The organism is Bradyrhizobium sp. LeoA1Lang, from assembly GCF_055413685.1.
In genome coordinates, this window is sequence record NZ_JBVAPG010000436.1 from 1 (window position 1) to 862 (window position 862).

At 64.4% G+C, this 862-nt stretch carries 2 protein-coding genes; both read right to left on the reverse strand.

Annotated features, from left to right (window positions below; translation table 11 throughout):
• A partial coding sequence (locus tag ACZYOF_RS43995) for a hypothetical protein (RefSeq protein ID WP_463719622.1) occupies positions 1-197 on the reverse strand: 197 nt, incomplete at its 3' end.
• On the reverse strand, positions 197-862 hold a 666-nt coding region (locus ACZYOF_RS44000), incomplete at its 5' end, for a ShlB/FhaC/HecB family hemolysin secretion/activation protein (RefSeq protein ID WP_463719623.1). The genes ACZYOF_RS43995 and ACZYOF_RS44000, both read right to left, overlap by 1 nt.

Below are 862 nucleotides of genomic sequence, written 5' to 3' on the forward strand. Positions count from 1 at the left end.
GTGATGTTGGCCCCAGTGGCGCTGGCATCGATCGTGATCTTCTTGCGCAATTGCCATTCATCGTTCCACCAGGCGTTCGCCGGCGCCGACAGCGCCAGCACCGCCACCACAGCCAGCACCAGCATGGCCGCCGCGTTCGCCGCCGCGCGCGTCGCACCGCTCCCCATGGCCCGCATCTTGTCCCATCCCATTGTCATCAGAATTCACCCCAGAGCCGAACGTTGAAGCGCGGGTCGCCCGCGCGCGTATAGGTTTGGCTGACCATCGGAACGGACAGCGCGAACATGCCATTGAACGCGTTGAACACCTTGAAGCGGGTGCCGACGCCGTAGCTCCATAGGTTGAACGCCGACTGCTGGTCCGGCAGCGGCTTCTGGATGCTGACATGCGCGGCGTCGGCAAAGGCGAACAGCCGCCACTCGTTGAAGGTGGTGAAACGCGGCGCTCCCTGGCCGGTCTCGTCCTTCATCTCCTTCTGCAGCATCGCGCCGAGGTCCGGGCTGCGGATCTCCAGATTGCCGATCACGCCGTCATCGCCGAGCACTTCGGATTCCAGATAGCCGCGCACGGTGTTGAGGCCGCCGGCGCTGAGCTGCTCGCTCGAGACCAGGGGTCCGTCGGCGACCTGCGCCTGCACCTTGCCCCAGAGCTGGAAATTCTCCGGCAGTTCCTGGGTGTGCGACACGTCGACGTTGAAGTGCGTGAAGCTCGGCGAGGCGTAATAGCGCTTGGCGTCGAACTCGGTCCAGTCGCTGCCGAACGGCCGCAGACTGTAGGTGATCCCGGCGTTGAACTGGGTGACGAAGTTCTCGTTCTGGAACGTCGCGCCGTAGGTGGCGACCACCGGATAATAGGTCACCGG